We start from the raw sequence: 22,018 nt of genomic DNA, 5'->3' as shown, positions 1-22,018 counted from the left end.
AAACCAATGAATATGCAATTCAAATCCAACCCTTCCAAAAAGCCTGGTCTCGTGCGCGCTATCAACTGGAACCGCATCGATGACGATAAGGACCTTGAGGTCTGGAACCGTCTGACCGGCAATTTCTGGTTGCCGGAAAAAGTGCCGCTGTCGAACGACATTCAGTCGTGGGAAACGTTGAAGCCGGAAGAGCAGCAGCTCACTATCCGCGTTTTCACCGGCCTGACCCTTCTTGACACGATCCAGAATGCCGTCGGCTCGGTGAAGCTTATGGATGATGCCGCAACGCCACATGAAGAGGCCGTTCTGTCGAACATCTCTTTCATGGAAGCGGTTCATGCGCGTTCCTATTCGTCGATCTTCTCGACACTGTGTCTGACGCCAGACGTTGATGACGCTTATCGCTGGTCGGAAGAAAACGAGTTCCTGCAGAAGAAGTCGCAACTCATTCTCGATAATTATCGCTCTGACGATCCGCTGAAGAAGAAGATCGCCAGCGTGTTTCTGGAAAGCTTCCTGTTTTATTCGGGCTTTTATCTGCCGATGTATTGGTCGAGCCGTGCCAAGCTTACCAATACGGCCGATCTCATCCGTCTCATCATCCGTGATGAGGCCGTGCATGGTTATTATATCGGCTATAAGTTCCAGCGCGCCATTGAGACACTCAGCGAAGAAAAGAAGCAGGAAATCAAGGATTTTTCCTTCGATCTTTTGCTGGAGCTCTACGACAATGAAGTGCGTTACACCGAGGCACTTTATGATGGCGTTGGCCTGACCGAGGACGTGAAAAAGTTCCTGCATTATAATGCGAACAAGGCATTGATGAATCTGGGCTACGAAGCGCTGTTTCCGGCAGAGGCCTGCAAAGTCAATCCGGCGATCCTCTCAGCACTGTCACCAAACGCTGACGAAAACCATGACTTCTTCTCAGGCTCTGGTTCGTCTTACGTCATCGGCAAAGCTGTCGCGACCGAAGACGAAGATTGGAATTTCTAATTTATAAAAAAGCGCGCTGTGAAAACAGCGCGCTCTAATATTTGCGATTTTATTAAGAGATCAGCCCTTTGGGCTTAGATCCATAGAGAACCATTTTTCAGACATTTTCGAGAGCGTGCCGTCGGCTTGCATCTCGCCAAGTGCCTTATTGAGCTTGGCTTTAAGTTCAGGTTCATCCTTACGCAGGCCAATGCAAACATTTGTCGCCTGAATGCCACCGACAAGAAGCGGACCGGTGATCTTGAGCGCGCCATTGCTTTTCTCCGCACGATCCCGCGCAAAGACGACGTTGTCATATTGACCGTCGAGGCGACCGGATTGTAGATCAAGCTTGACCTGTTCGGAGCCTTTGTATGAGCGGACCTGAGCGACATCGCCGAAATTCTGCTCGACAAATTGCAGCTGGCTGGTTGAAAGCGACGCGCCGAGTGTCGTGCCTTTTACCGCTTCCTTGAGGTCCGCGAGGGCTTTTTTGCCTTCTTCGGTATCGGTGTTAAGGCTCTCGCCGGAATGCGGGAGATTGGCAAGTGGACCTTCAGCGGGCACGAGGAATGTATTGGGCGTGATCACATAAGGGTCGGAGAAGTCGATAACCTTACGGCGCTCTGGATTAGGGCCCATTGTCAGGACCACATCGAATTTGCCAGCAAGAAGCGACGGGATTTGGCCGTCCCAGTCTTGTGCCACGATTGTGCAATCGAGTTCGGCGCGCTTGCAGACTTCCTTGATGACATCAAGATCAAGTCCCTGAAGTTCGCCACTGGGTGTGGTGAGGTTGAAGGGCGGAAAAGCACCTTCGACGCCAACGGTCACGGATTTCCATTCCTTAGCAAGTACGCTGCCGCTGTAAAGAACGGACAGTGTGCACAGGCTGATAGCTGCGATTTTTTTGAACATAGTTCCCTCGTTTTTGGCGCGGTTCTTGTTGAGATTGAAACCTTGGAAACCGCGTCCCAATATTTGTTTTTACGCACCATCCGACGCAAAAACGCTCCGCACTTTTGCTGGAAATGCCTTACCCATGTTGGGATGCGCTCTTCTTCTGAGAACTAATTTTCGCACCCGTCTCACCAATCAGTGTGGACCTGCAATCTAGCGATGAAAAGCGGAATTTGGTTCACATATATGAATAACATTCTGATTTTATGAGCGAATTCATGCTGTCAGGCAACACAGAAACACCCGGTCCGAATCCCGGACCAGGTGCAAAACTGTGACAAGAAAATACTATTCTTATCAGCTATTTAGCGTCGCATAACGCGCAATGCCGGCATGGGTTGCGAACCAGATATCCTTGTGCTGGCGAATGTGGCCAATCAACTCTTTGAGTATCCATATGCGGGAACGATGACCGATGATGTCGGGATGCATGGTCAGCTGGAAAATCCCGCCTTCTTCATAGGCTGCATCGAACTCGCGAATGAATATCTGCAGAATATCATGCGGCGCAATTTGCGGACGCAAGCCACCCCAACGATCCATAACCAGATAGGCGGCATCGTCGCGAATCCATTCGACAGGTAGTTCGGTCACGCCACACGGCTCGCCGTTTAGCAATAGCTCGTAGCAATCGACATCGGCCATCAGGGACGAGTCATAAATCAAGCCCATGTCGGCTGTGATTTGCAGCGTGTTATCGCTGAAGTCCCAGGATGGTGTCCGGATGCCTACAGGACGAACGCCGGTAATCTTTTCCAGCGCATCTGCGGAACGGTGCTGAAGATCGCGTTCTGTATCGCCATCAAGCAGAGCATTGCGCTCATGAATCCAGCCGTGAAGCGCAATTTCATGTCCTTCATCGATCAGCGCGCGCTGTTCTTCGGGATAATGTATCGCCGAAACCGCCGGTACAAAGAATGTCGCAGGAATGCTGTTGTTGCGCAGAAGCTCGCGAATGCGTGGAATGCCTTGTCTTGGTCCAAACTGGCCTTGCGAAAGTGCTGAAATGGATTTGCCGCCATCGCGTAATTCAAACGTATCGTGATCAGAATCAAACGACAGGCCCACCGCGCATTTGCCACCTTCTGGCCACGCGGATGGCTTCAGGCTGCGACCAGCGCGGGCGCGATTCATGATGGTTTGCAGCCGTTCTTCTGGCCATGTCCATGTTGGAACGAGTGCTTCGGTTGTCATGATGTTGGTCCTCCACTGACCGACAAAGTCTGGCCGGTGATCCAGCTCGCATAGGGGGAAGCGAGGAACAGCACGGCATTTGAGATATCTTCCGGCAACCCGATCCGGCGCAGCGGAATTTCATTGAGCATGGCGGCCTGACCATCTTCTCCATAAGACGCCCATTGGCGCTCATAATCGGGGCTTGTGCGCAGGAAGCCGGGTGCGACGGCATTCACATTGATGCCAAAAGGTCCGAGTTCATGGCCGAGCTGGCGCGCGAGGCTGATGAGAGCCGCCTTGGCGCTGGCATAGGCCTGAATTCCGGTCAGGCTTACGCCCAGGCCGGCACCACTTGAAATGAAGACCATTTTGCCTGCGCCACGGCTTTTCATCGCTGGAACAATGGCGCGCGCAACGAGAAACGCTCCGCGCACATTGATGTCATAAATACGATCCCAGTCTGCTGCCGGAACGTCTTCCAGCGGGCGTTTTTTCTGACCCAGAACGCCGCCTGCAACATGCACGAAAACGTCGAAACTGCCTTCGGCTTCGGCGTCAGTTGCCAGTTTGGCAATTGCGGCCTCATCGGTGACATCAAGATGAACTGCCCGGATCGATCCGCCGCGTGCAGGACGCGCTTCGCTCACAAGGCTTGCAAGTTCGTCGTCAAGAACATCGGTTGCCGTTACAAATGCGCCATCGGCGGCAAACGCCTCGCATATTGCACGGCCAATTCCCCTTGCGGCCCCAGTGACCAGGACTCTTTTTTCTTTGAAATGAATATCCATTTTACTGCTTGTCTGTTGTGGATGGTTTGTGTCCGAGGCGCGCGCTCAATTCGGCGGCATGTTTGACCACTGCGTCGATCATGCGCTGTCGGCAGGCGGTAAAGCGCGATGAGATCGTTGCCATATTGAGTGTGGCGATAACTTCGCCGCTGGCATCAAAGACGGGCGCAGCAACGCCCGAGCCGCCAATGACTGCCTCTTCATCGCAGATTGCGTAACCAGCTTCACGCGCAGCGTCGATGATGCGGCGGATCTGCACGCGGTCGATAACCGTCTTGTCGGTCAACGGGATAATGCGCTCTTTTGCGAGATAGCTTGCAGTCTTTTCCGGCTGCCAATGTGCGAGAAGAACGCGTCCCATTGCCGTGCAGTAGGCAGGATCAGAGCCAGTAAGGTCGGAATCGAAGCGTACCACCTGATGGCTGGCACTCTTTGCCAGAAGCTTGACCCGGCCATCCTTGCGGCGCGTACCGAGAAACACCGTTTCTCCTTCGCTGTCGCGCATGGCGTCCATGATCGGCTGTGCGGTGGCTATCAGATAGGCGTCGCTGCCGCTGCACCAGCCGGGGCCGTTTCGGAAAGTATCGTGAATTTTATAGGATTCAGTGTCGTCGCGAACGACATAGGCGCGTGCCACTAGAGTTGCGAGCAGATTGAAGGTGCTGCTCTTGGGATAACCCAGCTCCGCAACGATTGCCTTCAGCGTCACCGGTTTATGGGCGCGAGCAAGGAACTCGAGGATTTCGAGAACCCGGACCGCGGATTTCACTTCGCCACTATTTTCAATGTTCATATATGTGAACCAAATTCCTGTTGTGGAATAATGTGACAGACATACCATCACATGGCAACACAAAAGGAGCACGTTTTGAAATGAACACTGAAAACAAGGTTGCCATCGTCACCGGAGGCGCACGAGGCATCGGAAAGGCTTGTGCTCTTGATCTGGCACGTGCCGGATATCACGTCACACTGGTCGATTTGCTGGAGGCGGAACTGGCGGATACGGCCGCCGAAATCGAAAGCCTTGGCGTGCGTGCGCTGCAATGTGTTGCGGATGTCTCAAGCCATAAGCGGGCTGGCGAAGTTGTCGCCGAAACGGTGGCTGCGTTTGGTCGCGTCGATTTCCTTCTCAACAATGCCGGGCGTTCCGCGCCTGTTGGCATTCTTGATATTTCGGAAGACGAGTTCGACCGCGCCATCGCGATCAATCTGAAAAGCTGTTTCAATTACATTCAGCATAGCGCACCACATATGCTGAAGCAGGGCGGTGGCCGGATTGTTTCGATGTCGTCACTGAATGCCTATTCGGGCGGCGTGACGGCTGCAGTCAGCAAATTCGCTTATGCGGCGGCAAAGGCCGGTATCCTTGGCATGACTCGTTCCCTTGCCAAGGAGCTGGGACCAAACATTGCTGTAAATGCTATTTGCCCCGGCGTCATTCGTACCGAGATTGATACGAATGTCACTGAACGTGCAGATGAGGTTATCAGGGGTATTGCGTTGGGACGGCTCGGCTGTGCTGACGATGTTGCCCGTCTTGTAACTTTTCTGGCGACCTCCGAGCCTTGTTTCATCACGGGACAAGCATTCACGGTTGATGGCTTTCAGTTCAATGTTTGAATTTTTGCGCACGAGACATGGATGAAGCTGAGCTCGAAAGCGCTCGCCTACCCATCGGAGGCTGTGCTGGTTCTCACCGGCGCGGCCTCCAGTCGGGGACTTATCGATCTTCCCTTACAAGAGGTTTCGAACTCGTGTTTGCGCAAATGCTTATCAATCCGGCAACTCTTGCTGGCCATAATGTCGATTATAATGAGGCTTTTGAGCAATTTCACTTATATCTGTTGCCACAAGTTTAGAGTACCTCTAGGTACAGCTCGGGAGGAGCGCTCTCTTCTGTGGCAGCAGTCAGATTGGATTGTTTCAGTCATAAAAGCCGATAAAGCAGAAGCCAGAATGCAGGTCTTCTCTATTGTCCTTGATCTGCTTCTTCCGTCCAAAATGTTAAAACCTGAGCCGAGAGCGTGAACCCCAAGTTGAAAAACCACCACGACATCTGGGATATCGTCGACGCGAAAAGCGCCGCCTATTTCGAACTGAGCGATACGGTTTGGGACAACCCGGAAACGAACTACGAAGAATATAAATCCAGCGACGCACATGCAGCCATGTTGCAGGCGGAAGGTTTTCGCGTAGAGCGCGGCATTGCTGGCCTACCAACCGCTGTAATGGGCGAGGCGGGCGACGAGGGGCCGGTCATCGCTATTCTGGGTGAGTTCGATGCGCTTCCAGGGCTGAGCCAGATTGCCGGTGTTGCTGAAGAACGGGCGATTGAAGCCGGCGGTAATGGTCACGGATGTGGTCATAACCTGCTCGGTTCGGGGTCTTTGCTGGCAGCTGCAGCGGTCAAGGATTACCTTGCTGCCAACGGCATCAAGGGCCGCGTGCGCTATTATGGTTGTCCTGCCGAAGAAGGCGGATCGGCCAAGGGTTTCATGGTGCGCGAAGGCCTGTTCGACGATGTCGATATTGCTTTCTGCTGGCACCCGGCACCTTTTGCTGGTGTAAACGATCCGGTTTCACTGGCCTGTAACGAAATCAATTTCCACTTCACGGGTCGCGCCGCCCATGCAGCTGCAGCACCCCATCTTGGACGCAGTGCGCTTGATGCGGTCGAGCTGATGAATGTCGGCGTCAATTATATGCGCGAGCATATGCCGTCTTCGGCACGCATTCATTATGCTGTCACCGTTACGGGTGGTTTTGCGCCCAATGTCGTGCAAGCCAAAGCTAGTGTGCGCTATCTGATCCGCGCGCGAAACCTGCCGGAGATGCAGGTTCTGCTTGAGCGGGTTAAAAAGATCGCCGAAGGCGCTGCCTTGATGACGGAAACTTCGGTCAAGAGCGAGATCGTCAGCGGTGATGCCAATCTCGTTGGCAATGCACCGCTGGAACAACTGATGCAGCGCGAGCTTGATCGCCTTGGACCGCCAATTTTTGATGAGCAGGACCGCGAAACCGCGCAGCGGTTTCAGGCGACACTGTCAAAAGAAGATATTTCCGATGCTTTCCGCCGGTTCGGTGTTGAACCCAAGGCAGAACTTGCGCTTTGCGAAGGCGTCTATGAGCTTTATAAGGGCGATAATTCGCTCGTCGGCTCGACTGATGTGGGAAGTGTAAGCTGGGTTGTTCCGACTGTGCAGATGCGAGGCGCAACTTGTGCAATCGGTACGCCGCTTCATTCATGGCAGATGGTGGCGCAGGGTAAACTGCCTGCGGCGCATAAAGGCATGGCACATGCGGCAAAGATTATGGGAAGTACGGCTATCGAGCTTTTCCTCAATCCGGAGGAGATCGCGAGAGCCAAAAAAGATCATGAGAAAAAGCTCGACGGCGCAGTTTTTGTGAATCCTATCCCTGATAATGTTCAGCCCGCCTTGCCTGTTTCTGCAAAAGTGCGTCCCGAAAAGTGAGAAACGGTTTTAGGACTAAGATGCGTGTTCGATCAAAATATAAAGACGCGCTCTAAATGAAGCACCAGCCTAAAAGAGATTTCCGGAAAACAATATGACGTTCATTTCCTTATGCCCCACAAGGCCTGATGCATCATGAAGGCCTTTCTCGATATCTTAAGCTTCGGGCCGGATGGCTGGGGCCATGTGCTGATGATGGCCGCACTGGTGAGCGTGTCGCTTGCTGTTTTGGGCTTTCTTCTTGGCGCAATCATCGGCGTGTTTGCAGCCTGGGCGAAGATTTCGGGTGGTCTTGCGCTGCGCGGTATTGCCGATGGTTACACCACAATCATCCGCGGCATTCCTGATCTGCTGGTGATCTATCTGTTTTATTTCGGTGGCAGTGCTGCTGTTACTGCGATAGGCCGGATGTTTGGCGCGCAAGGCTTTGTCGGCTTTCCGGCATTTCTCGCGGGTGTGCTGGCAATCGGCATTTCCTGCGGCGCGCATCATACGGAAGTGTTTCGCGGTGCATTCCGGGCGGTTTCCAAAGGTGAGCTTGAAGCAGCCTCCGCGTGTGGCATGGGACAGGCGCTCAAGTTCCGCCGTATCATTGCTCCCTTGGCGTTGCGTCACGCTTTGCCGGGCCTCGGCAATGTCTGGCAGGTGGCACTCAAGGAGTCTGCACTGATCTCTGTTGTCGGTGTGGTTGATATTCTGCGTCAGTCACAGATCGGTGCCGGATCGACCGGTCTGCCGTTCAACTTCTATCTCATTGCCGGTGCGTTGTACCTGCTGATTTCATCGGTTTCAGGCACCATCCTGCAAAGAGCTGAACGCCACTTCTCGCGTGGCGTCAGGAGGGCAAAATGAACCTCGAATTTTATTCTGAAGCCTTCATGCAGATGTTGAGTGGCGTGCCACTCACGTTGCAGCTCGCTGCAAGTTCGATCGTGTTTGGCGCAATTCTGGCACTGCTTTTTGCCATGATGCGTCTGTCGGGTATCGCTGTTCTTGACTGGATTGCCCGTCTCTACGTGTTCGTGTTTCGCGGTACGCCGCTTCTGGTACAAATCTTCATCATCTATTACGGCCTGAGCCAGTTCCCGGTCATCCGCTACTCGTTCCTGTGGCCGATCCTGCGTGAACCTTACTGGTGTGCGATCATTGCGCTGACTTTGAATAACGCGGCTTACGCCAGCGAAATCATTCGTGGCGGCCTTCTGTCAGTACCAAGCGGTCAGATCGAAGCTGCTAAAGCCTGCGGCATGTCGCGTTTCACCTGCTTCCGCCGTATCGTTATGCCACTGGCGATCCGTCAGGCACTGCCCGGTTATGGCAATGAAATGATCTCCATGGTCAAGGCAACCTCGTTGGCCTCCATCATTACACTGATGGAAGTGACCGGCATCGCCGCCAAGCTGATCGCGGAAACCTATCGTGCGATTGAGGTATTCGTCATTGCGGGTGCCATCTATCTCGCCATCAACTTCGTTCTGACGCGCGCACTGATGTTTGCGGAATACAAGCTGACGCCATATCTGCGCCAGCCCGTCGTCAAGATCACCACCGAAGGAAAAACATCGTGAGTAAAGTCGTATCTCCAAATGCCGCGATTAAGACGAATGTGGCTCTGAAAGTCGAAAACCTCCGCAAGAGCTTCGGCGCCAATGAAGTGCTCAAGGGTATTTCACTTGAAGCACGCGAAGGCGAAGTGATCTCGATCCTCGGCTCTTCCGGTTCCGGCAAGTCAACCTTCCTGCGTTGCATCAATCTGTTGGAAATCCCGACATCGGGTACGGTTACCGTGTCGGGCGAGACTATTCGCATGGCGAAGAATTCAAAGGGCGAACCCTATCCGACAGACAAGAAGCAAGTCTCGCGCATTCGATCCGAGCTTGGCATGGTGTTCCAGAGCTTCAATCTCTGGTCCCACAAGACCATTCTCGAAAACATCATCGAAGCGCCGATCTATGTTCAGGGCCGTTCGCGCGCTGAATGCGTGGAAGAAGCGGAAGCACTTTTGGCCAAGGTCGGCATCGCAGACAAGCGTGACTTCTACCCTGCACATCTTTCCGGCGGTCAGCAGCAGCGCGCGGCAATTGCGCGTGCGCTTGCCATGAAGCCGAAAGTCATGCTTTTTGATGAACCAACATCGGCGCTCGATCCGGAACTGGTCGGCGAAGTGTTGCGCGTTATGCGCGGTCTGGCCGAAGAAGGCCGCACCATGCTGGTCGTAACCCATGAAATGGGTTTTGCCCGGGATGTGTCCAATCGTGTGGTGTTTGTGCATCAGGGATTGGTCGAAGAAGACGGCGCGCCTGAAGAAGTGTTCGGAAATTCGAAATCCGAGCGTTTCCGCAAGTTTATCAGCCACGAAAATGCAGCCTGATTATTTCAAACAACGCTGATCTGTGCCACAAGGCGCGTCAGAAAATAACTGCGTAAGGTAATTCAAATGAAGCCCCTGGGATTGTTCAAAGCCCTGTTCGTTTCTGCACTGGTTCTCACCACCGCTTCTGCTCATGCAGAAGAAAAGAAGTGGACCAAAATCACTATCGCAACGGAAGGTGCTTTTCGTCCGTATAACTTCACCAAGCCAGATGGCACGCTGGATGGTTATGAAGTTGATCTCTACAAGGATCTCTGCGCCCGCATGAAGGTCGAGTGCACCATGGTTGCACAGCCATTCGACGGCATTATCCCGGCGCTCAACGCTGGCAAGTTCGATGCGATCATGGCTGGCCTGACCGCGACGCCAAAGCGTGAAGAAACCATCGATTTCACGGTTTCCTACGGCCTGACGCCACAGACCTTCGCAACGCTAAAGGATAGCCCGTTCGCCAAGCTGCCACACACCGGCGACACGCTTTATCTTGCCAAAGATGAAGAGGCGAGCCAGAAGGCAATCGACGAGATCGCTGCCGAAATTAAGGGCCGCACTGTTGGTGTTCAGACCGCTTCGCTCGGCCTTACCCTTCTCGATAAGTATTTCAAGGATTCAACTGACATCCGCGAATACAAGACCACCGACCAGCATGACCTTGACCTCAAGTCGGGTCGCGTCGATCTGATCGTTGCTTCGTTGGCCTATCTTAGCGATGCTGCCAAGAAGCCAGGCAATGAAGACATCGTCATGACCGGTCCTTACTTCAAGGGCGGCATTCTCGGACGTGGTGTTGCTGTTGGTATCCGTAAGAACGAACCTGAACTTCAGAAAATGTTCAACGAAGCCATCGAAGCAGCCAAGGCTGACGGTACGATCAAGAAGCTTTCCGAAAAGTGGTTCGGCTTCGACGTAACGCCGTAATTGCGACAGTTTTAGTCTGATTGAAACGCCGCCCACTAGGCGGCGTTTTTTTATGGCGGATAGCTGATGCCGACGCTAAGCTTTTGAATTGATTTTATGTGTTATCCAACGCACAACCATTCATGGGGTTTTCTACGCCTCTGGGTGTTGAGCAAAGAAAGAAACTGCCGCATTGACCGACGATATTGCCCATACCGAGCTGATCGCTGTTTTGACCGCTGTCACAGGTGAGCAGCCGCGTGTCATGACTGTGCGTCAAGGGCAGGCTTTGCCGTCCGGTCCATTTGAGACGGAACACCGTTCATTGCAGGCTGGGTTGCGGGCCTGGGTGCAGACGGAAACCGCACATCCCGTCGGTTATCTCGAACAGCTTTATACATTTGCCGATCGCGACCGTCACAGGCAGGGAGAACGCACGATTTCGATCAGCTATCTTGGCCTCGTGCGCGAGGACGATGTGGCTGGTCAGCAGGCCAGCTGGCGCGGCTGGTATGACTATCTGCCATGGGAAGACCATCGACAGGGCGTGCCGGAGGTCGTTGGTCATCTGAGCAATGGTCTGCGGGTCTGGTCGCATCAGGCGCTATCTGCTGATCTGACTGCGCAGCGCTTGCGGCGCATTGCATTTTCGTTTGGACTGAATGGCGAGCGTTGGAATGAAGATCTTGTGCTTCAGCGCTATGAACTGCTCTATGAAGCCGGTCTGGTGAGCGAAGCCGGAAAGGGCGACGAAGAAAACGGTCGTCACATGTTTGCCGATCATCGCCGCATTCTTGCGACAGCCATCGCGCGGTTGCGGGCCAAGATCAAATATCGGCCGGTTGTTTTCGAATTGATGCCCGACAGTTTTACCCTTTTGCAGTTGCAGCGCACCGTTGAGGCATTGGCAGGATTGCGGCTGCATAAACAGAATTTCCGCCGTCTGATCGAACAGCAGGATCTCGTTGAAGAAACCGGCGAAAGCGACAGTGAAACCGGTGGTCGCCCGGCGAAACTGTTCCGTTTCCGCTATTCGATTGTTGAGGAACGCGCGCTTTCTGAGCGGCATCTCGCAGGAACAAAGCTCCCCATCTCTCGTGATTGACAATATACTCGAATCGAGTATAACTGCGCATCTATGAAATACTCATACTGAGTATAATTGGATATTCCGCAACAGCGGAATTTTATGCGCTGCTCGGGAGGCCGCCATGAATGAATTCGTTTCCGTATCAAAGCTTTATGATCGTGTGGCGTCGGTGCTGCCCAAAGCCGAATGGATGGGTTTCGAAGACGATGTCGCGGCAATCCTGGAGCTGAAGCGCAAGCGCAACGCGGTTATTCTCGCGCACAATTACCAGACCCCGGAAATCTTTCACTGCGTCGCGGATATTGTTGGAGACAGTCTCGCACTCGCTCGCAAGGCGATTGATGTTGAAGCTGATGTGATTGTGCTAGCCGGCGTCCATTTTATGGCCGAGACGGCCAAGCTGCTAAACCCCAAAAAGACTGTGCTGATCCCCGATATGGCCGCGGGTTGCTCGCTTGCGGATTCGATCACACCGCAAGATGTAGCACTTCTGCGCGAGGCGCATCCGGGCGTGCCAATCATCACCTATGTCAATACCTCGGCTGCGGTTAAGGCAGCGTCTGATATTTGCTGCACATCGGGCAATGCGAAAAAAGTGGTCGAGTCGCTTGGCGTGCCGCGTGTGCTGATGATCCCCGACGAATATCTCGCGCAGAACATTGCGCGTGAAACCCATGTGGAAATTCTCGCTTGGCACGGCCATTGCGAGGTGCATGAGCGCTTCACCCCTGATGATATCCGACAGTTGCGTGAAAACCATCCCGGCGTGATGGTTTTGGCGCATCCTGAATGCCCGCCGGAAGTGGTAGAAGCTGCGGATTTTGCCGGGTCAACGGCTGTCATGTCTGACTTTGTCGGTGAGAAGAAGCCGCAACGTGTGGTTCTGCTTACTGAATGTTCGATGAGCGACAATGTTGCCGTCGATCATCCCGAGGTCGAATTCATCCGGCCTTGCAATCTCTGCCCACACATGAAGCGGATCACGCTTGCCAATATTCGCCAGGCGCTTGAAGAAAATCGCCATGAAGTGACAGTTGATCCTGCTATTGCCGAGCCCGCACGCCGCGCGGTCGAACGGATGCTTGCAGTATGAGCGCCACTCCTGTGATTGTTATCGGCAGTGGTCTCGCAGGATTGATGACGGCGCTGACCCTTGCGCCGCAACCTGTGATGCTGGTGACCGCGGGAACCTTTGCGTTCGATGGCTCAAGCCCTTTGGCGCAAGGCGGTATCGCAGCAAGCCTTGGTGACGATGATAGCGCAGCTCTGCATCTGGCGGATACGCTGGCAGCGGGTGCTGGTCTTTGCGACGCCGCAGTTGCAAAAGACATAATTGACGCTGCTCCCGAAGCGATTGCAGCGCTTGAACATTATGGCGTTCGCTTTGATCGAAAATCGGATGGATCTTATGCGCTTGGCCTTGAGGCAGCGCACAGCCGTCAACGCATCGTCCATGTTGATGGCGATGCGACGGGCGCAGGCATTATGCGCGTGCTTGCCGCTAAAGGGCGCGCCACCCCATCGATAACAATTAAAGAAAACACCCGCGCGCTGCGGCTTATCAAGCAAGATGGGCGCATCGCGGGTGTTGATCTCGAAGGCTTTGGGCCCGTTGCGGGCTGTGCTGTAGTGCTAGCAACAGGCGGTGCCGGTGGGCTTTATGAAGCGACCACCACGCCGCTTGGCAATCTCGGTCAAGGGGCAGCACTAGCCGGGCGTGCTGGTGCCGTGCTTGCCGATATGGAGTTTGTGCAGTTTCATCCGACCGCTTTGGCGGTGTCTGCATCGCGCTTGCCTTTGATCAGTGAGGCTGTGCGTGGTGAAGGGGCGATCCTCGTCAATGATCGCGGCGAGCGCTTCATGCGGGATATTCCGGGACAGGAACTGGCCGCGCGTGATGTGGTTGCGCGGGCAATTGGGCAGCAACTAACGCAAGGTTGCAAAGTGTTTCTCGATGCACGCGCATCATTGGACAAAGGCTTTGCAAAGCGGTTTCCCGGCATTGATGCGCTGTGCAAACAATACGGCATCGATCCGTCTTGCGACGTGATGCCGGTTCGGCCTGCCACCCATTACCATATGGGCGGCGTGGCAACTGATAGCGATGGCCGCACCAGCCTTGCGGGGCTTTGGGCTGTGGGGGAAGCCGCCTGCACCGGACTGCATGGAGCAAATCGTCTGGCGAGCAACTCGCTTTTAGAAGCTGCCGTCATGGGTCTTCGAGCAGGCCGCGCTATTGCAACTATGCCGCATGCTGCCACGCTGCCGCTTGTTTCGAAAGCCAAGTGCCCATCTTCCAGTCTGCCTTATGTGCGATCAATTGCCTCCCGGCATTTGGGTCTGTTGCGCGATGACGACGGCTTGCGTTCGGCGATTACAGCACTTCTGCCACTCGCGCAGACGGATGACGCTGCTGCGGTAGCACTCATTATGAGTGTCGCAGCATTTGAGCGGCGTGAGTCGCGCGGCAGCCATGCCCGAACAGATTATCCTGAGAAAAGCGCGCAACCCGAGCGCAGCTATTACACATTCGAGCAGACTTTTTTGCTTGCACGCGAAATCGCTCTGGCTGAGCCTTTATCGAGGATCGCATGATGGATCTACCACGCCTTTCGCCTTTGCTCATCGAACCGCTGGTGCGGGCCACACTTCTTGAAGACCTCGGACTTGCGGGCGACATCACCAGCAATGCGGTTGTGCCATCAGGTCATCACTCGACCATGGTGTTCAGCCTGCGTCAGCCCGGTGCCATTGCCGGCCTGGACGTTGCCGAAATGGCGTTTCGGCTTGTTGACCCTTCGGTTGCCTTTGAGCGAATGGTCAATGACGGCGATTTTCTGGGAGAGGGCACGACGCTCGCTCGCGTGTCCGGCTCGTCGCGCAGCATTCTTGCAGCCGAACGAACCGCGCTGAATTTCCTCGGCCATATGTCGGGTGTTGCCACTGCAACGGCCAATCTGGTCAAAGCCGCTCAGGGCACGAAGGCTGCAATCGTGTGTACGCGCAAGACCATGCCGGGCCTGCGAGCTTTACAAAAATATGCCGTGCGGGCAGGCGGTGGCATGAACCATCGGTTTGCGCTTTATGATGCGGTGCTTATCAAAGACAATCATATCGCAGTTGCAGGCGGCGTTGGTGAAGCCATCCAGCGCGCCAAAGCGAATGCTGGGCATATGGTCAAAATTGAAGTTGAGGTCGATACACTCGAACAACTGCATGAAGCAGTGGCAATTGGCGTCGATGCGGTCCTGCTCGATAATATGTCACCCGCGCAATTGCGCGAAGCGGTGAAAATCATCGGTGGTCGTGCGATTGCTGAAGCCTCAGGTGGTATCACCCCGGATACGGTTGCAACTGTCGCCGCAAGTGGCGTCGATCTTATCTCGGTTGGCTGGACGACACATAGTGCGCCCAACCTCGATATCGGCCTCGACTTCAGCTTTGCCCGATAGCTATTCGCTCAGGTGGTGAGCGAACGTGTTGCCGGTATAGTCAGATCGCAAAAGCCCCGCTTCGCTCAACCTCGGCATCAACTCGTCAAGTGCCATGTGCATTGACGATGTCGAGCCGCCGGGTGCGGTGATGAAGCCGTCAATCGCTCCAGCTTCAGACCATTGGCGGATTTGCGCAACCGCATCATCTACCGTTCCGATGATCTGCCAATGAGCCGCGCTGATAACTTCCGATCGGCGGAGCAAATCATCAAGGCGGAGCGTCTCTTTTTGCAGAAGGCGCTGCAGCAATCCGGCATGGGTTTTGCTGCGCACTTTTTCTGGTGGCGGTGGTAAATCGGACGGGCGGATCAATCGATCTTCCGGCCAGTCTGTGAGATCAAGACCAGTCATATCCCGAATATAGGCAATCTTGCGGGCGCGGTTGCCACGCGCGTGGGTATAAGAAAACAGCTCTTCAGCTTCCTTGCGTGTAGGAGCGAGATAGAGGCTGAGGCCGGGTAGCAGGCGCACATCGTCCTCATTGCGGCCATGAGATTGCGCAAGGGAACGCAAGTCTTTGCGTAGATTGATGGCCACATCGATGTCCGGCGTTGCGGAAAAGATTGCATCGGCCACCGAGGCCGCGAAGCTGCGACCGGCAGGTGAGGCGCCAGCCTGAACAAGCGGGATTGGCACATTCTCAATCGAAGGAATGTTGAGCGGTCCTTTGACTTTGAAGAAATCGCCCTCGTGATTGATCGGCTGAATACGCGCCGTGTCTGCATAGTTTCCGCTAGCCCGGTCGCGCTTGAGGGCCGAACCGGGAAAGCTTTCCCACAAGGCGCGTACGACTTCGGTAAATTCTGCCGCTTTCGCATAGCGCTCGTCGGATGTCGGCATCTCATCAAGGCCGAAATTTACATTGCCATCAAGTGCGGTGACGATGTTCCAGCCTGCGCGCCCATTGCTTAGATGATGCAACGACGAAACCTGCCGTGCCACCGCATATGGCGCCATGAAGGTGGTCGAAATGGTCGTAAGCAACCCGATCTTTGACGTTTCGCGGGCAAGTGTTCCCATCAGCAAAGTCGCGTCCAGACTGGCAAAGCCGGGCGTTGTCTCCATGATCGGACTGTTGAGAAACAGACTGTCAGGTCGAAACACGAAGTCGAGTTTGGCAGCTTCCGCACGTTTGGCAATATCGATATAAAAGTCTGATCCGAAGACACCTTCAATATCGCTGTTTGTATGTCGCCAGCCGTCACCACTTAGCCAGGTGGGAGCGAGTGACATGCCGATATGGAGCGTTTTGCGAGAAGCCATGATCAATTTCCGTCAGTTTTTAAGCCAAAAACCGCGAGCAAAAAGCCCACGGTTTGATTGATTGAAGTATTTGCGCCAAACGTGCGAAGCGGTTCCAACGATTCAATCTTCACTGGAGCCGCTCTAAAGTAAGAGATCAGAAGCTGCCCTTGATGCCTATGCCGAAAGTGCGTGGCATGGTCATGCTGGCTTGCGTCGTTGCTCCGCTGATGCCGCGCGTTGCTTGCAGAGACGTTGGCGCACGTTCGTTGAAGATGTTCTTCACAAAGCCATAGAGCTGGAACTTCTCAGTGAAATCATAGCTCATGCGGGCATCGGCAATCGTATAGGCCCCGACCCAGTAAGCCTTCGTGTTCGCAACGTCTGAATAATAGCCGTCTGTATGGCGGACATTGCCAGAAACATTGAATTTTTCGGTCACATCCCAGCTCGCGCCGAAGCTCAGCATATAGCCGGGAGACTTTGCGAATTCATTGTCTTCATACGAAGCATTGCTGGAAATCTCATCGATCTTGGTGCGCAAAATGCCCGCACTCGATTTGAGCGTCAGATTGTCGAGCACTCGATAGTCTGCACCAATTTCAAGACCATAGGCGTGCGCTTTTTCGGCATTGATGGTGTAGGACTGGACGATGTTATTCGGCAGGACAACTGGAATGTTATACTGCGCATTTTTCATGTCCATGTAGAACACGTTGGCGTTCAGAACGAGCTTGTTATCCAGCACTTCAGCACGCGTGAATAGCTCATAGTTCCACAAAGTTTCTTCGTCGAATTTGTTCCACTTGCTCGATGCAGGGTTGGTCGTGTTCATATAGAGCGACACGCCACCGGGATTATATCCGCGGCTCACCAGTCCGCCGACTGTCAGATCGGGCGTGATAGCGTAGGCCAGCGAGACTTTTGGCAGGAACGCCGAGAAGGTTTCGTCGAAGTTGACTGGCACATACGAATAGACGGAAACACCATCACGCTGAATGTTATCCTGCTGGTAGCGCATACCCCCGGTCAGGGTCCATTGATCATTCATGCGCCAGCTTAACTCACCGAACAGGCCGAGATTTGTCTTCTTGTCGTCGAATGACGAGAGATAATTATTGGCGGTTTTATTGCTCGCATTCAGCAGATAAAGCGCTTCGTCCGTTTTGGTGTGCGCGTAATAAATACCTGCTACGCCGCTGATGACATCTTCCTGGTCGCCATAGGTAATGCGAGCTTCATTGGAAATATTGGTCTGATCGATATTGGCATCGCCACCGTTTACAATACCTGTCGAGCGTTCGACGCTGGAGTCGGAAAATTGCGTCTGGTTAAAGAACTTAAATCCATTATCGAAATCATAGCTGACGTCCAGAATGCCGGTATTGGTACGCTGATCCCATGTCGGCATACTCTGGCCGTTATAATCCAGCTCATAATAAAGAGGTGTGGCTGCCTCGTAGGTCGGGCGATTGCTCTTGTTGAAAGAGTAGGTGAGCTTTGCTTCAAGGCCGGGGATTTCGGCAGGTTGCCATAGAAGCTTTGAACGGATGTTCAGCGACTGGAAATCGTGATCGGTGCCCGACGAGTAGAAGCCTGGATTGATATAATCGATGAAAGTATCGCGACCGGAATAATCAATCGCGAGACGGCCAGCAATCTCGTCTTTATAAAGCGGGGTATTGAGCATGATAGATGTGCGCTTGGCATTGTAATTGCCAATCTCGACCTGATAAGCGCCTTCCTGCTCGAATGTCGGGTCCTTGGTGTTGATGACAATCGCACCGGCGATTGCATTCGCACCCTGCGATGTGGTTTGCGGGCCACGGAAGACTTCGATGCTGTCGACGTCCCAGATGGGGGCAGAGCCAAAAATGAACTCATTATAGTTCAGATAATGGCCGTCGAGATTGATCGTCGCGCGGGGGACGGTGCCCGAAAAGAAGGCCGTTGCACCATTGTTTGGGCCTTGGCTGTCCTGACCTCGAATAACGGGTGCGCCGACTGTATCGGAGTAAACGACGTTGGGGGTTCCGCGTACCACTTCCGCTACCGAAGAATCGCCGGTTTTTTCCCGAGCAATTTCCTTGGCGGTAATCACGGTGACAGATGATGCGGTGTTTTTGATATCACGCGCGACTTTTTCGCCGGTAATGACCAACGTATCGAGCACCAATGTTTTGGATTCGCCTGACGGCTGAGCATCCTGCGCAAGGGCAGGCGATCCAGTAAGTGCCGCAAGCGTCAACGCGCTGACACTATAGAAAAAGCCACGGGTAGAACGGATATTCATAGGTCGCCCCAAACATGAGTGTGTAAGTCATGTTCTGTTATCGCTATGATTTAGATTCCGCAATAAGGAATGCATACCGCAATACAGTATGAGTGCAAGCTGATTATCGATGTTGCACATTAGCAACGCACGGCCCGCATGGCGCGCGCGAAGCACAGAGTTTTGACGCCCGTTCATGGAAATAGGTTTCATGCCAGACATGACTTTGTGTGAGCTTGACGCTAAACATCGCTCAAAGCGGAACAGAATGATCGAATGGTTTTTATAATCTGGAACCATTCTGACGGGAGGCGGAGCATTTGAAAGAACAGGATGGGTTTCCCGCTGATGAGGCTGAGACTGCGGGAGATAAACGCTCCGGCACGATCCAGTCGGTATCAATTGCAGCACGGTTTCTGAAAATTCTGGCCAATGCCGAAAACGAGCTTCCATTGGGTGAAGTTGCGAAGCGGGCAGGAACAGGGGGATCGACAGCGCATCGCTATATGCAAAGTCTCGTGAAGGAAGGGCTTGCAAAGCAGGACCCTGTCAGCGGATTTTACGATCTTGGGCCGACAGCGCTCAGCATCGGCATAGGTGCGCTGAAGCGTGTCGATGCGGTGGAAATCGCAGCGCAGCATATGAAAGCTCTGGCGCAGCGTCATGCCATGAGCGGCGGCGTGGCGATCTGGACGGATAGAGGTCCAACTTTGGTGCGATGGTATCGCAGCGCCTATTTTTCGGTAAATCCACTGGCGCTTGGCGATACGCTGCCGGTCGATAATACGGCCTGTGGTCTGGTTTTTCAGTCTTTCCTGCCGAAAAGCAGCATTGATGCAGTTCGCAAGGTTCAGCCTGCCAATTTTCGTGGCACGCCGCCGACCAAAGCGCTTCTCGATAAGGTGCGTGGCGACCGCTGGTCGGAGATGACGAGCCATCTTTTGTCGAATGTTACCGGGCAGGCATCGCCTGTACTGGATGCTCAGGGCGAAATCGTCTGCGTCATGACGACGGTCGCTGATCTTGGCCAGCTTCGCACTGATGAAGAACGCAGAGCGCTTTTTCACGAAGCCTGCATGGTCAATCAATCCACAGGCGGCCTGATTGTCGATACGCAGCTTGAAATGCCGGAAAGCTAGTGGTCTGGTTCCGACATTTGCATCCCTCGGATACAGGCATCGGACAAATGTCGGAATCAAGAAGACCACTAGCAAGTTTATGAATCTAGTGGATTTTTCGAATTTGACGTTTGAAGCAGCGTATGTCTCAATTGGGATTCAAACGTCAAATTCAATCCACTAGGCCGCGCTGCTCTTCGGAACGATGAGTGGCGTACCGGAAACCGGGTCTGGGATGATGATGGAGGTAAGGCCAAATACGTCTTCGACCAGTTTTTCCGTGACGATATCGGCAGGTCTGCCCTGGGCAATCAAGGCGCCATCGCGCATTGCGATCAGATGCGAGGCATAGCGGCAGGCATGATTGAGTTCATGCAAAACAGCGACGACTGTTCGTCCCTGCTTGTTAAGCTGTGCTAGAAGATCAAGCAATTCGATTTGATGCGCGATATCGAGATAGGTCGTTGGTTCATCGAGAAGCAGGATCGGCGTGTCTTGCGCCAGCACCAAAGCGATCCAGACGCGCTGGCGCTGTCCGCCTGAAAGTTCATCTACAGGCCGGTCTGCAAGTTCGGTGATCTTGGTCGCTTCCATGGCCTGCGCCACGGCCACTTCATCCGCTTCGGACCATTGCCGCAAGAAGGATTGATGTGGGTAACGGCCACGCGCAACGAGATCGGCAACCGTAATCCCTTCCGGTGCAATCGAGCTTTGTGGCAGCAGACCGAGCCGGCGCGCTGTTTCCTTCGCGGGTAGGCTTGAAATGTCACCACCATCCAGAATGATCTTCCCGGACGTTGGTTTTAACAGCCGCGATAAAGCCCGGAGTAGTGTTGATTTTCCACACGCATTCGGCCCGACAATAACCGTGAAGGATGCATCAGGAATAGCCACGGACAAGTCGGTCGCGACTGTTCTCTCATCATATTTCAACGTCACGGTATCAGCGTGAAGGCGATGCATCATTTGCTTTGGGTCCAGTGGCAAGTCAGTGGAAATCGTCGGTGTGCGGCAAGTGATCTGTATTGCATTGCAGAATGCGTTCTGCAATATGGAGTGGAATAATCATATTTTAGCAGAGTGCTTTCACTTTGCCAGAACCGCAGAAAAACGATCTCAGGTAAGGGTCGACCGTGAAATCCTGGAAAATCCTCTTTTCATTCCTGATTATGCTTGCAGCCTTCGCGTTGTCTTTTAAGGTCGCGCTGGCACAAGATGATCAATGGCCCCGCACGATCAAGCACTATTCTGGCGAGCTGATGCTAAAGTCAAAGCCTGTGCGGATTGTCTCGACCGCTCCAAGCCTCACCGGAATTCTGCTTGCGATCAATGCGCCGGTTATCGCGAGCACAGCGACCACACCCAGCATGTTGACCGACGACAAGGGCTTTTTCTCGCAATGGGCAAAGGTCGCGGATGAACGCGGTGTTGAGGTGCTCTATTCCAACCTCGATTTCGATATTGAAGCAATTATTGCACTGGAGCCAGATCTTGTTGTGGCATCAGCGACGGGTGCCGACAGTGTTCTTCAGCATTATCCTGAGCTGAAAGCGCAGGGCATTCCAACGATGGTCGTGAATTATTCCAATCAAAGCTGGCAGGATATTGCAGCCGAGTTTGGCAAGGCTACCGGCCTGGAAGACGAGGTTGTGGCAGCGGTTGCGCGCTTTAATGATTATGCAGCCAAAGCGGCCGCCACCATAACGCGCTCCGATGCACCCGTCAGCATTGTCGGTTATAATATCGGCAACAGCTATTCGATTGGTAAGGCAACAAGTGCGCAGGGGCAATTGCTTGAAGCGCTTGGTTTCAAGGTCGATGGGGTGCCTGAAGCGCTGGCCAAGCAGGTGACGCGCAGTTCCGATTTTGATTTCATTTCTCATGAGAACCTGTCCGCAGCTATAACCGGCAAAACCGTGTTTTTGCTGCGCGGCGTCGATGCTGATGTAACAGCCTTTTTGAATGATCCGGTTCTGGCCAATCTGCCTGCTGTCAAGGAGAAACAGGTTTACCCATTGGGTGCCACGTCTTTTCGGATTGACTATTATTCAGGGATTCAGCTGATTGATATTGTCGCCGCGCATTTTCGTAAATGACGTCTGATCTGACTTCACTTTCTGATCGAAGCCGGGCTTTGCGCGTCTCGTTGCGCCAGCGGC

The 22,018-nt window shown here is 53.7% G+C and carries 20 protein-coding genes; 13 read left to right on the top strand and 7 right to left on the bottom strand.

Annotation, left to right across the window (positions count from 1 at the left end; all coding sequences use genetic code 11):
* Positions 1 to 6: 6 nt before the first annotated feature.
* On the top strand, positions 7 to 996 hold the full coding sequence (gene nrdF / locus CES85_RS06120; protein WP_095445729.1) for a class 1b ribonucleoside-diphosphate reductase subunit beta: 990 nt from the start codon (positions 7 to 9) through the stop codon (positions 994 to 996).
* A gap of 60 nt (positions 997 to 1,056) precedes the next feature.
* Here nrdF and CES85_RS06115 read toward each other — a convergent pair whose 3' ends face one another.
* The 4 genes from CES85_RS06115 to CES85_RS06100 form a co-directional block, all read right to left on the bottom strand.
* Positions 1,057 to 1,893: a transporter substrate-binding domain-containing protein gene (locus CES85_RS06115; protein ID WP_095445728.1), complete on the bottom strand. Its 837-nt coding sequence runs from the start codon at positions 1,891 to 1,893 to the stop codon at positions 1,057 to 1,059.
* Positions 1,894 to 2,232: 339 nt separating this feature from the next.
* The gene (locus tag CES85_RS06110; RefSeq protein ID WP_095445069.1) at positions 2,233 to 3,129 is read right to left on the bottom strand and encodes a polysaccharide deacetylase family protein; all 897 of its coding nucleotides are present in this window, start codon (positions 3,127 to 3,129) and stop codon (positions 2,233 to 2,235) included.
* Complete coding sequence (locus CES85_RS06105; RefSeq protein WP_095445068.1) at positions 3,126 to 3,899, bottom strand: SDR family NAD(P)-dependent oxidoreductase; 774 nt, start codon at positions 3,897 to 3,899, stop codon at positions 3,126 to 3,128. Before CES85_RS06105 ends, CES85_RS06110 begins: the two co-directional genes overlap by 4 nt.
* A gap of 1 nt (position 3,900) precedes the next feature.
* On the bottom strand, positions 3,901 to 4,692 hold the full coding sequence (locus CES85_RS06100) for an IclR family transcriptional regulator (protein ID WP_095445067.1): 792 nt from the start codon (positions 4,690 to 4,692) through the stop codon (positions 3,901 to 3,903).
* A gap of 80 nt (positions 4,693 to 4,772) precedes the next feature.
* Between CES85_RS06100 and CES85_RS06095 the strand changes: the two genes are divergently transcribed.
* The 10 genes from CES85_RS06095 to nadC all read left to right on the top strand — a co-directional run bounded on the left by CES85_RS06095 (position 4,773) and on the right by nadC (position 15,185).
* Positions 4,773 to 5,522, top strand: a complete 750-nt coding sequence (locus tag CES85_RS06095; RefSeq protein ID WP_095445066.1) for an SDR family NAD(P)-dependent oxidoreductase — start codon at positions 4,773 to 4,775, stop codon at positions 5,520 to 5,522.
* A 404-nt stretch (positions 5,523 to 5,926) separates the two neighbouring features.
* Positions 5,927 to 7,375 carry a M20 family metallopeptidase gene (locus CES85_RS06085; RefSeq protein WP_095445064.1) on the top strand — a complete coding sequence of 483 codons (1,449 nt, stop codon included), beginning with the start codon at positions 5,927 to 5,929 and terminating at the stop codon, positions 7,373 to 7,375.
* Between the two features lie 135 nt (positions 7,376 to 7,510).
* Positions 7,511 to 8,227: an ABC transporter permease gene (locus CES85_RS06080; RefSeq protein WP_095445063.1), complete on the top strand. Its 717-nt coding sequence runs from the start codon at positions 7,511 to 7,513 to the stop codon at positions 8,225 to 8,227.
* On the top strand, positions 8,224 to 8,943 hold the full coding sequence (locus CES85_RS06075) for an ABC transporter permease (protein ID WP_095445062.1): 720 nt from the start codon (positions 8,224 to 8,226) through the stop codon (positions 8,941 to 8,943). The genes CES85_RS06080 and CES85_RS06075 overlap by 4 nt, the downstream gene beginning before the upstream one ends.
* Positions 8,940 to 9,746 (top strand): ABC transporter ATP-binding protein, encoded by an 807-nt coding sequence (locus tag CES85_RS06070; RefSeq protein ID WP_095445061.1) that lies wholly within the window; start codon positions 8,940 to 8,942, stop codon positions 9,744 to 9,746. The genes CES85_RS06075 and CES85_RS06070 overlap by 4 nt, the downstream gene beginning before the upstream one ends.
* Before the next feature lie 66 nt (positions 9,747 to 9,812).
* Positions 9,813 to 10,664 (top strand): transporter substrate-binding domain-containing protein, encoded by an 852-nt coding sequence (locus CES85_RS06065; protein ID WP_095445060.1) that lies wholly within the window; start codon positions 9,813 to 9,815, stop codon positions 10,662 to 10,664.
* A gap of 172 nt (positions 10,665 to 10,836) precedes the next feature.
* Positions 10,837 to 11,748, top strand: coding sequence for an NUDIX hydrolase (locus tag CES85_RS06060; RefSeq protein ID WP_095445059.1), 912 nt, complete (start codon positions 10,837 to 10,839; stop codon positions 11,746 to 11,748).
* Between the two features lie 106 nt (positions 11,749 to 11,854).
* Positions 11,855 to 12,826, top strand: a complete 972-nt coding sequence (gene nadA / locus CES85_RS06055; protein WP_095445058.1) for a quinolinate synthase NadA — start codon at positions 11,855 to 11,857, stop codon at positions 12,824 to 12,826.
* Positions 12,823 to 14,328 (top strand): L-aspartate oxidase, encoded by a 1,506-nt coding sequence (locus tag CES85_RS06050; protein WP_095445057.1) that lies wholly within the window; start codon positions 12,823 to 12,825, stop codon positions 14,326 to 14,328. Before nadA ends, CES85_RS06050 begins: the two co-directional genes overlap by 4 nt.
* Positions 14,328 to 15,185 (top strand): carboxylating nicotinate-nucleotide diphosphorylase, encoded by an 858-nt coding sequence (nadC, locus tag CES85_RS06045; protein WP_095445056.1) that lies wholly within the window; start codon positions 14,328 to 14,330, stop codon positions 15,183 to 15,185. Before CES85_RS06050 ends, nadC begins: the two co-directional genes overlap by 1 nt.
* On the opposite strand, the gene CES85_RS06040 is transcribed toward nadC, so the two are convergent.
* Complete coding sequence (locus CES85_RS06040; protein WP_095445055.1) at positions 15,186 to 16,490, bottom strand: NtaA/DmoA family FMN-dependent monooxygenase; 1,305 nt, start codon at positions 16,488 to 16,490, stop codon at positions 15,186 to 15,188.
* Between the two features lie 136 nt (positions 16,491 to 16,626).
* On the bottom strand, positions 16,627 to 18,762 hold the full coding sequence (locus tag CES85_RS06035) for a TonB-dependent receptor (protein ID WP_095445054.1): 2,136 nt from the start codon (positions 18,760 to 18,762) through the stop codon (positions 16,627 to 16,629).
* 299 nt (positions 18,763 to 19,061) lie between these two features.
* On the opposite strand from CES85_RS06035, the gene CES85_RS06030 reads away from it, so the two are divergent.
* Positions 19,062 to 19,880 (top strand): IclR family transcriptional regulator, encoded by an 819-nt coding sequence (locus CES85_RS06030; protein WP_095445053.1) that lies wholly within the window; start codon positions 19,062 to 19,064, stop codon positions 19,878 to 19,880.
* A 159-nt stretch (positions 19,881 to 20,039) separates the two neighbouring features.
* Here the strand turns inward: CES85_RS06030 and CES85_RS06025 are convergent, their stop codons facing one another.
* Positions 20,040 to 20,825: an ABC transporter ATP-binding protein gene (locus tag CES85_RS06025; protein ID WP_095445727.1), complete on the bottom strand. Its 786-nt coding sequence runs from the start codon at positions 20,823 to 20,825 to the stop codon at positions 20,040 to 20,042.
* A 167-nt stretch (positions 20,826 to 20,992) separates the two neighbouring features.
* On the opposite strand from CES85_RS06025, the gene fepB reads away from it, so the two are divergent.
* Positions 20,993 to 21,955 (top strand): Fe2+-enterobactin ABC transporter substrate-binding protein, encoded by a 963-nt coding sequence (gene fepB, locus CES85_RS06020; RefSeq protein WP_244923164.1) that lies wholly within the window; start codon positions 20,993 to 20,995, stop codon positions 21,953 to 21,955.
* Positions 21,956 to 22,018: the final 63 nt, after the last annotated feature.

Origin of the sequence: Ochrobactrum quorumnocens, assembly GCF_002278035.1 — a bacterium.
Classification (GTDB): Bacteria; Pseudomonadota; Alphaproteobacteria; order Rhizobiales; family Rhizobiaceae; genus Brucella; species Brucella quorumnocens.
The sequence above is the reverse complement of the archived record's forward strand: the minus strand, read 5'-3'. Positions and strand labels throughout refer to the sequence as shown.

Excerpts from the sequence above, each read along its gene's own strand:
- nrdF (WP_095445729.1), top strand. The coding sequence starts at position 7 with ATGAATATGCAATTCAAATCCAACCCTTCCAAAAAGCCTGGTCTCGTG.
- CES85_RS06115 (WP_095445728.1), bottom strand. The coding sequence starts at position 1,893 with ATGTTCAAAAAAATCGCAGCTATCAGCCTGTGCACACTGTCCGTTCTT.
- CES85_RS06110 (WP_095445069.1), bottom strand. The coding sequence starts at position 3,129 with ATGACAACCGAAGCACTCGTTCCAACATGGACATGGCCAGAAGAACGG.
- CES85_RS06105 (WP_095445068.1), bottom strand. The coding sequence starts at position 3,899 with ATGGATATTCATTTCAAAGAAAAAAGAGTCCTGGTCACTGGGGCCGCA.
- CES85_RS06100 (WP_095445067.1), bottom strand. The coding sequence starts at position 4,692 with ATGAACATTGAAAATAGTGGCGAAGTGAAATCCGCGGTCCGGGTTCTC.
- CES85_RS06095 (WP_095445066.1), top strand. The coding sequence starts at position 4,773 with ATGAACACTGAAAACAAGGTTGCCATCGTCACCGGAGGCGCACGAGGC.
- CES85_RS06080 (WP_095445063.1), top strand. The coding sequence starts at position 7,511 with ATGAAGGCCTTTCTCGATATCTTAAGCTTCGGGCCGGATGGCTGGGGC.
- CES85_RS06075 (WP_095445062.1), top strand. The coding sequence starts at position 8,224 with ATGAACCTCGAATTTTATTCTGAAGCCTTCATGCAGATGTTGAGTGGC.
- CES85_RS06065 (WP_095445060.1), top strand. The coding sequence starts at position 9,813 with ATGAAGCCCCTGGGATTGTTCAAAGCCCTGTTCGTTTCTGCACTGGTT.
- nadA (WP_095445058.1), top strand. The coding sequence starts at position 11,855 with ATGAATGAATTCGTTTCCGTATCAAAGCTTTATGATCGTGTGGCGTCG.
- CES85_RS06050 (WP_095445057.1), top strand. The coding sequence starts at position 12,823 with ATGAGCGCCACTCCTGTGATTGTTATCGGCAGTGGTCTCGCAGGATTG.
- nadC (WP_095445056.1), top strand. The coding sequence starts at position 14,328 with ATGGATCTACCACGCCTTTCGCCTTTGCTCATCGAACCGCTGGTGCGG.
- CES85_RS06040 (WP_095445055.1), bottom strand. The coding sequence starts at position 16,490 with ATGGCTTCTCGCAAAACGCTCCATATCGGCATGTCACTCGCTCCCACC.
- CES85_RS06035 (WP_095445054.1), bottom strand. The coding sequence starts at position 18,762 with ATGAATATCCGTTCTACCCGTGGCTTTTTCTATAGTGTCAGCGCGTTG.
- CES85_RS06025 (WP_095445727.1), bottom strand. The coding sequence starts at position 20,825 with ATGATGCATCGCCTTCACGCTGATACCGTGACGTTGAAATATGATGAG.